The organism is Actinosynnema sp. NPDC004786 (assembly GCF_053601135.1).
In genome coordinates, this window is record NZ_JBSGBG010000040.1 from 89,362 (window position 1) to 96,341 (window position 6,980).

The 6,980-nt window shown below is 65.5% G+C and carries 7 protein-coding genes; 3 read left to right on the forward strand and 4 right to left on the reverse strand.

Annotation, left to right across the window (positions count from 1 at the left end; all coding sequences use genetic code 11):
• The gene (locus ACWEFJ_RS29800) at positions 1–699 is read right to left on the reverse strand and encodes an HIT family protein (protein ID WP_449715726.1); all 699 of its coding nucleotides are present in this window, start codon (positions 697–699) and stop codon (positions 1–3) included.
• Positions 700–1,313: 614 nt separating this feature from the next.
• On the opposite strand from ACWEFJ_RS29800, the gene ACWEFJ_RS29805 reads away from it, so the two are divergent.
• Positions 1,314–1,610 (forward strand): hypothetical protein, encoded by a 297-nt coding sequence (locus ACWEFJ_RS29805; RefSeq protein WP_449715727.1) that lies wholly within the window; start codon positions 1,314–1,316, stop codon positions 1,608–1,610.
• 452 nt (positions 1,611–2,062) lie between these two features.
• Here ACWEFJ_RS29805 and ACWEFJ_RS29810 read toward each other — a convergent pair whose 3' ends face one another.
• The 3 genes from ACWEFJ_RS29810 to ACWEFJ_RS29820 form a co-directional block, all read right to left on the reverse strand.
• Positions 2,063–3,010, reverse strand: coding sequence for an HNH endonuclease (locus ACWEFJ_RS29810; protein WP_449715728.1), 948 nt, complete (start codon positions 3,008–3,010; stop codon positions 2,063–2,065).
• A gap of 68 nt (positions 3,011–3,078) precedes the next feature.
• The gene (locus tag ACWEFJ_RS29815; RefSeq protein WP_449715729.1) at positions 3,079–4,053 is read right to left on the reverse strand and encodes a hypothetical protein; all 975 of its coding nucleotides are present in this window, start codon (positions 4,051–4,053) and stop codon (positions 3,079–3,081) included.
• A 247-nt stretch (positions 4,054–4,300) separates the two neighbouring features.
• The gene (locus tag ACWEFJ_RS29820) at positions 4,301–5,155 is read right to left on the reverse strand and encodes a helix-turn-helix domain-containing protein (protein WP_449715730.1); all 855 of its coding nucleotides are present in this window, start codon (positions 5,153–5,155) and stop codon (positions 4,301–4,303) included.
• Positions 5,156–5,221: 66 nt separating this feature from the next.
• On the opposite strand from ACWEFJ_RS29820, the gene ACWEFJ_RS29825 reads away from it, so the two are divergent.
• Positions 5,222–5,713 (forward strand): LOG family protein, encoded by a 492-nt coding sequence (locus ACWEFJ_RS29825; RefSeq protein WP_378084123.1) that lies wholly within the window; start codon positions 5,222–5,224, stop codon positions 5,711–5,713.
• A gap of 26 nt (positions 5,714–5,739) precedes the next feature.
• On the forward strand, positions 5,740–6,980 hold a 1,241-nt coding region (locus ACWEFJ_RS29830), incomplete at its 3' end, for a hypothetical protein (RefSeq protein WP_449715731.1).

A 6,980-nucleotide genomic window follows, 5' to 3' on the forward strand; every position in this document is an offset into this window, starting at 1 on the left:
TCATGCTCCCGGAATCGAATGGCTGTGGCTGAGTCGGTCGGACCAGTGTGCGACCATCTTCATTGTTGAGCGCAAATCCTCCTTGCGCATGACGACCGCATAGTCCCACTCGGGATCCTCGATCGAAAGGATTGCGCCGGCCACCGACCGGAGGTATTGACGCTTTTGTCTGACGGTGGGCAGGTAGACGCGGCAGCGTCGATCGAAGAAGCGCAAGAAGTAATTCGATTCGGGCCAGGGGCTCATGGCTAACTCGGTGATGGACTCCAGGTCCTTATAGGCGAGGTCGTCCCGCAACAGAAGGTCGTCCATGGCAGTGCCGTCGACCGGGAGCAAGTGCAGGTGCGCATGGGTGATGCACGCGTGGCTCTCCTGGTCCGCACCGGACCCATGCTCCATGATCAGCGGTTGCCTCTGGAAGGTTTCCGTATAGAGGGCGACAACGCGCTCCAGCAAGCCCTCCGTCTCGTCCGAGTAGGCGCCCAGCACCTGGGCGAACGAGAGGTAGTGCTTCTTTGGGAGTAGCAGCAGGTGGCCGATGGTGAGAGGTGACATATCGACCATGATCTCGAAGTTCTCGGTCGAATGTACCCGCCGTGATGGTGGATTCCCCTCGTAGAAATGGTTGAATGCGGTGTCGGTAGCGCCAGATATCTCCTCGCAGAAATCGGCACCTGTACACTGTGTTGCGCTGATCATGGTGCCCCCTGTGGTCGTCCCGCTGGGTGTGGATCGGCGTAGGGCTGGATCTTCGCGCATGTTAGGGACGGGTTCGAAGGTTCGGGTCAAGGTTAGCTCGAAGGTACCAATGCGCATGTCCGCAATAGTGCGGGGTTGTCGTCATGTCGATCATTAGAGCTTGAAACACCTGCGATTCCTAGGCGGGTCGAATCCTGCTCACGAGTGAAGATCATGTATCGCGAATCGCCCGATCTCGGAACGCTCACGTTCCGTGAAGCCCGCTGGCATACCCGTGCGCAGCCGGGTAGCCCGCCTCATTCACCCCTGCGGGTGACGACCCCATTGTCTGCCGGGCCACTCTTGGCGAGCATCAGAACTGCTGCTCGTGAAGCCAGTGCCTACTGTGCGTGAGCTTCGCAACCATGCCGCCACAGTCCAACTGCGGCTCACGCTCGGCGTGCCCACGCTCTCGCACAACGTCACCTGTGCCGTTCCGCGTGCGCAACCCACGTGCTCCCCGGCATCGCGCCCTGACCGGTCGAAGTCGAGCAGGCTGCGGGACACGGGCACCGACGTGGCGCTGACCATTAAGCGCATGACCGACCATGTCATCGTGGCACCCACGAGACTGAGTGCGGGGGGACGACTTCGACGCGCCCAACACCTTGCTCGGCGTGCTCTGGGTTCAGCGCGAAGTCTTACCAGGACACGAAGCGCCCGAGCTTCCTGCTCGGCAGCGCACGGGTCGAGATTGGCACTGGCCGCGCATCCCGCCCTACGTCGAGATCGAGGACAGATCGAAGGACGAGGTGGTTCGGGTCTCCACGCTGCTGGGGTACGCCGAGGAGAAGCTGACCGGGAAGAACACCATCAAGGTCCATGCCCTGTACGGCATCGACCTCAACACCATCCCTGACCTGCGGTTCTAAGCGTCAACGGGTGTGCCCGAGGTGTGCCCGGACGCTCGGTGATCAAACCGTAGAGATCGTCACTGGATGGCAACAAGTCTGGTCTGACCTGCACGGATCAGACTTGGGTAGTAGCGCGCGGCAGGAACCAACATGATCAGGACGGAACTACGGATCAGAAGGTTGCAGGTTCGAATCCTGCCGAGCGCGCAAGAGTAAGTCCGGGTCAGGGCCTCGTTTCGGGTAACGGAACGGGGCCCTGCCCCGTTGTGTGCGCGCTGCTGTCCCACCTCGTCACCCGAACGCCCGTACTGCCGCTCGGTCGTAGAGCTTGCCGAGCGCCCCGGTGCCGCTGTGGAGACCTTCGTCACTCACGTGGACGTCACTCGCGTGGGCAAGGTCGAGTACGTGAACGCCGTGGCGTGGCCAGGCGTTATCTGGCGGACGCCTCGGGGCGGCACTGAACTGCCAATTCAACCTCGGTGCATGGCCCAGTGCTTCGCAATCCAGCCCTCCTGGCGCGCGGTGAGTTCCACGTGCAGTTTCTCGCCTTGGAGGCGGCGGTACTCGGGGTAGTCGCCGATGGCCGCGGAGACGTCGATGGTGTGGTCCCGTGGGTTCACGGCGAGGTGACCGAGGTCGAAGAGGCGGTGAACGTCGCGTCGGAGCAGGAGTCCGCCTTGGTCGTGGTGCCGTCCGTCGGCGGCGAAGCTGTTCAAGTGGGCCGCTTCGAGAGCGGCGTGCGGGCTGGGTCCGGTGAACGCGCAGGTGTCGCCGTACTCCTTCAGCAGCCGGCTGCGGAAGGCGCCCTGTCCTCGCCGGACGCGCACGACCGCTGTGGTGTGGCCGCCTCTCAGCGTGGTGGACAAAGCGGCCTCGACCGGTGACAGGGACGGTCGACCGGGCGCCGCCCGCACGGCCTCCTGGAACCTCGCGTAGTCGAGTTGGCGGATGCTGAGCTGTGACTCCGGGAGTGTGCAGAGCCCGCGCAACCGGTCACCGGTCAGCTCCCCGGTGAGATCCACCCAGGCAATATCGTGGTGCGACCGGTAGGTGGTGACGACTTTCCGAATGGTGACTACCTGCGCCTCCTCGAACGTGCCTTTGCACTTGGAGCACCGGTAGGGCGGGCTCTCGGTCTTACGCAGCTTGATGGCGGCCTTACCGCAGTGCGGACAGCGGTGGAGAGCCTTCTCTTCCTTGCCGACGACGATCTTCTGGATTACCGAGGCACCCAGCAGGACCTTCTTATCCCACAGGACGATCACGTCACCGGCCTGAGGCAGCTGGTGGTTCGGGACCGAACTGTCCCAGCTGTAGTGGGCTGCTGGTGAGTCGTCGTAGCCGTCGTTGCTGCGACGGGGTCGGTCGTCTCCGACGGCGAGCACTAACCATGCGCCCCGCTGCACGTCCGTTTGCACGTCTCCCCCTGATGATCAGACCGTTCCATCAGGGTCATCGCCGGACACCCGCATTGCGTTAGGTCGGTCTAGGAATCAGCCGGTGGCATGGCGTCCCAGATGTTGACCCTGGTATTGATCTTAAGCGGCTTGTCAGCCGGCCCTTTGATGTGTGCGGGAACGATCCGCTCCTCGTGCTCACAGCCGCCTTCGGCGTGCAGGCGCGAGTTCAGGCAGGTGTTGCGCCGGTACGGACGTACCGGCCAACGGCTCGTCCACTGCGGGGTTTCGCGGTCGACCACCGTGCCGGTGCGCTGGCGGGTGTGAACACGGACGAGCCGGACGGTCCCGGAATCGCTGACGGCAGCACGCTGATCGCGCTTGCGGCCGTGGCGCGTACGGGGCAAGTCTTCGATCTCTGCGAGCCGTGCGCTCCCGCTCTGCGCCATGAGCTGCCAGGACGTGTAGACGACGTGCGCCCACTGCTCCGCGGTACAGGGTTGGGCGAGCGCGAAGGTCCGACCGAAGGGCAACACCGACTCGGCGGTCGGCACGAGCTGAGGCGTCCAGTAGGTCAGCCACACGCCCTCGAAGCCGGGATGCAACGGGACTGTGCCGCCAGGCGTGCCCAAGCTCCAGGTGATCGTGTACGAACCGTCGTCCATGTCGAGGTCGTGTGGCCCCCAGCGAGACCAGGACACCGCAGCGACCCGATCACCGATCGGTTTGGCGAACCAGATCAAACCGGCCTCAGCCGGCATCCGTCGTGCCACGACCGGTTCTTGGGGCGGACTCGCCGCGGCGGCGACTGCGAGCGCGGTCATGTCGTGGTCGACCCAGTAGAGCCGGGCATCACCCAGGCGCTGCGCTTCGCGGCGTGCGATGAGCAAAGCACCGGTCACCGCGCTTGTGCGCTGGATGTGCGGGGGGCCGCTGAGCCGAGGTGTCAACGCGGCCTCGCCACTGTCCAGACGACGCACGAACTCATGCCCGCACGCAGAGGTCAGCACGTGCTCACGCATCCGTAGACGCAGATCAGGTAGGTCGGTGGGGCTGGTGATCACGAGTCGTTCCTCCGTCGTCGCGGAGCTTCGACCACCTCGAACAGGTCGTCGAACTGTCTGCCCAGTGCTCAGCGCCCCGCCGATGAACGCCGGGCCGGGCTGTAGCCGGCCCTTGATCACACGAGCGGCGGTGGACCGATTGAGCTTCATCACCTGGGCAAGTGCATAGCCGGAGTGCAACCGCGTGGACCGTACGGCTTGGAGGAACACCGCGGTTCGGAGCCTGACCGTGTACGACATCGGTGCGTCAGTGGTTCTTCCGGTCGTAGGCATCAGCCCACCGGCCAAAGATCGCGCGCGACTGTTCGGTGTCGAGCGCCAGACGCTCCAACTGCCGCATCTTGGCCTCGTACGCGAGGACGGCAGCCGTGTTTTCGTGGAAGGCGGTCGCGGTTTCGCTCTCCGCGTAGGCCACCGGTTTGATCGGCGCCGCGAAGGTCATCAGGGCGGCTGGGTGCCGCAGGCACCCGTGAGCCTGGCTCGCCATCGGAATGACTCGAAGCGTCATCCGCGCCCAGCCGCACATCAAGGTCAGCCGCAGCATCTGGTCGCGCATCACCTGGTCGTCACCGACAACCAGCCGGATCGCCGCCTCGTGGATGAACAGCGCTACCTGCGGTCCGCCCGGTCGACGCAACGCCTCTTGGCGCGACACGCGCGCCTCCACCACAGCCTCGTCACTGCCGAGCGCGCGTGCGTAGTCCTCGGTCTGGGCGAGGCTGGGAATCGTCAACGGCTCGTACGCCGTCACGGCTTCAGCAGTCTGCTCGTGCAGGGTCAGCGCCAGCAGCGAATCGGGAGAACCGCCGTGCAACCGCAGGAAGCTGCCGGTGTCCGCCTCACTCGCGATGGCCAGGATGCGGTCGCGCGTCGGCTTGTCGGCGCCGCAACGCCCCAAGAGTGTGCCGATCTCCCACGGGCTCGTGCCTCGGCTGCCGGTCTCCAGCTTGCTGAGCTTGCCCAGCGACCACCCCAACGCCTCGGCGACGAACGACGACGACAACCGCGCGCGGTGGCGGACGCGTCGCAGCTCTTCACCCAACTCCCGACTGCGAGCCGTGCTCAGTCGAGTGGCCTGCTTCTCCTCGGTCGCGGTCTCCATGGCACCCCTTCGTCACGCGGACGGCTTGCTCGGCCATGAGATCGTCTGAGTGCGTGGACGCGGCAGATGACATTCGATGACATTGCGGAAAGGCGGCACGGCGTGGTTCGCAACATCACCGTCACCGGAACGCGCTCGATCTCCGATGAAGACAGCGACCGTCTCGAAGCCCTCTTCCGCGACTACCTGTTGCCATTCGCCGCTGCGCACTTCTACATCGGAGGTGCTGCCGGCATCGACACCGCCACGCTGGACTGGCTGGCCGAGCACACCTCTGCACCCTTGACCGTGGTCGTTCCGTGCACGGTCGTTGACCAGCCTCAACCAGCCTCCTCGGCAATCGAACGATGGCGTGCGCACAACCGCCTGACTGAGGTCATCGAACTGGCCGCGCCAGCCCTCGGTACCTCTGCCTACCACGCCCGCAACGAGTACATGGTCGACCGCAGCGAGTTCGTCATCGGCTTTCCGCTTGGCACGGAGCAAACCTCTGGTACCTGGTACACACTGAACTATGCAGCCAATCAGGGGAAGCCGCGGTTGGTGGTACCGGTCTGACATGGAATGGGTGCTCTAATGCATCCATGACCGCCGTCGAAGGTGAACTCGGAGCCGCTGGCCTACGTAGGCTGCGCGAGTCACGCGGGTGGTCCTGGGCAGACCTGGCCCGGGCCCTGCGCGACACCGCCCGCGACCTCGGCATGGCGTCACCGGCCACCCTCCCGGTGTCCAGCATCCAACGCACCGTCGCCCGCTGGGAGAGCCCGACAGACCGCACCAAGCCCGGCGACCGCTACCAGTACCTCCTCGCCCGGATCTACTCGATGAATCCGACCGGAACATCGGCACTCGGGCCCGGCTCCGACTTCGCCAAGCTGCTGGACGCCCTGCGCGACTTCGGCACGTCACCCCAGCGGATCGACCGGCTCATCGACTCCATCACCCACGCTCAGGCCAGCAACTCACCAGTCCCGACACCACCGAACAGGGACCTGGTCGACGACTTGGCCGTGACCGTCGCCGATCTCAACCAGCAGGTCGGTTCGACCCCGTTCGTTCGCCTCCAACTCCTCCTGGCCCCAGTGCTGCGGACGTGCCGCAAGCTGCTGATCGAGCCGCAGGTCACCACCGAGCTGCTCGTCATGGCCACGGACGCCTATGCGCTGGCCGCCCGGCTGGCCTTCGAGACCCGCGACGACGAGGTGGCAATGGCGCTCTACCGCGATGCCGAAGCCACCGCAGCCCGCCTACCCGACCGCAGCCGCCTGGCGGCTGTGCGCACGAGCCACACGATGGTGACCTTGCACGCCACCGACGACCTGAACACCGCACTCCAGCTCGCCCGTGCGGCCACCGTCGACGCCCACCGCGGCTCCAGCCACGCCATCCGCGCCCGTGCCCACGCTGTCCACGCCGAGGTCCAGGCCCGCGCCGGCAACTCCACCGACGCGGCCACCGCCCTCGACCGCGCCCGCAAGACCGTCGAGCAGCTCTCGGCAGGCGACCCCTTCGCGGCCTTCAACGCCGACCGAGTCAGCGGCTTCGAGGGTCTGTGCGCCCTTTACGACGGCCAAGCGCACCGAGCCGACGACCTACTCACCCGCTCGTTGTCCAGCCTCACCGGTCCGCGTGACTCGGTTCAGCGGGGCATCGGGGCCACAGACCTTGCCCTAGCCCGCCTCGGCCTCGGCGACGCCGAAGCGTGCGTCTCCCTCCTTCATGAAGCCGTGGGGACTTCACCCCGGATGTTGGACACGGGGTTATGCGGCTGGGGTCAGCGTAGCCGGTGTCGAAGTAAGGCTGTTCTCGTAGTCGATCGGGGACA

Coding starts and splice junctions, on each gene's coding strand:
- ACWEFJ_RS29800 (WP_449715726.1), bottom strand. CDS start 699: ATGATCAGCGCAACACAGTGTACAGGTGCCGATTTCTGCGAGGAGATA.
- ACWEFJ_RS29820 (WP_449715730.1), bottom strand. CDS start 5,155: ATGGAGACCGCGACCGAGGAGAAGCAGGCCACTCGACTGAGCACGGCT.
- ACWEFJ_RS29825 (WP_378084123.1), top strand. CDS start 5,222: ATGACATTCGATGACATTGCGGAAAGGCGGCACGGCGTGGTTCGCAAC.